Annotated in this window: 1 protein-coding gene; it reads left to right on the plus strand. The window is 60.9% G+C overall.

The window, feature by feature from the left end:
- Window positions 1-760, plus strand: a 760-nt coding sequence (gene mbeA, locus G3R48_RS17455; protein ID WP_212593429.1) for a plasmid mobilization relaxase MbeA, incomplete at both ends; no start/stop codon positions are given.

Below are 760 nucleotides of genomic sequence, written 5' to 3' on the forward strand. Positions count from 1 at the left end.
GGATTTACCGCCCGGCCAGCGTGAAAAGCTGATGGCGAGCGTCGAGCGGGTTCTGATGCCCGGACTCGATAAAGACCAGTACAGCGTGCTGTGGGTTGAACACCGGGACAAGGGGCGGCTGGCACTGAATTTTCTGGTACCGAACACGGAACTGCTGACCGGCAGGCGTCTCCAGCCGTACTACGACCGGGCAGACCGTCCGCGCATCGATGCGTGGCAGACGGTGGTGAACGGGCGACTGGGGCTGCACGACCCGAACGCACCGGAGAACCGGCGCGCGCTGGTGACGCCATCTTCGTTACCCAAAACGAAGCAGGAAGCCGCAGAGGCTATTACGCGGGGCTTACTGGCCCTCGCCTCGTCAGGGGAGCTTAAAACGCGTCAGGACGTCACTGAGGCGCTGGAAAGCGCAGGTTTTGAGGTCGTGCGCACCACAAAGAGCAGCATCAGCATTGCCGACCCGGACGGAGGGCGAAACATCCGACTTAAGGGAGCCATCTATGAACAGTCTTTTAACGCTGGCGAAGGACTTAGAGCAGAAATCGAAAGCGCAGCAGCAGAGTACCGGCGAAATGCTGAAAGCCGCATTCAGCGAGCACGAGAAGTCTGTCAGAGCGGAACTGAGCGAAAGCGGGAAGAGAATCAGCGCCGCCATCCGCGCCCACGAGCAGGGTATGAGCGCGGCCATGCAGTCGAACCGCCTGAGCGTGATGCGTATGGTCGGGCGGCCATGGCTGACCATCACGAAGGTGTCAGGACT

The sequence above is a fragment of the Shewanella intestini genome (assembly GCF_018221465.1).
GTDB lineage: Bacteria > Pseudomonadota > Gammaproteobacteria > Enterobacterales > Shewanellaceae > Shewanella > Shewanella intestini.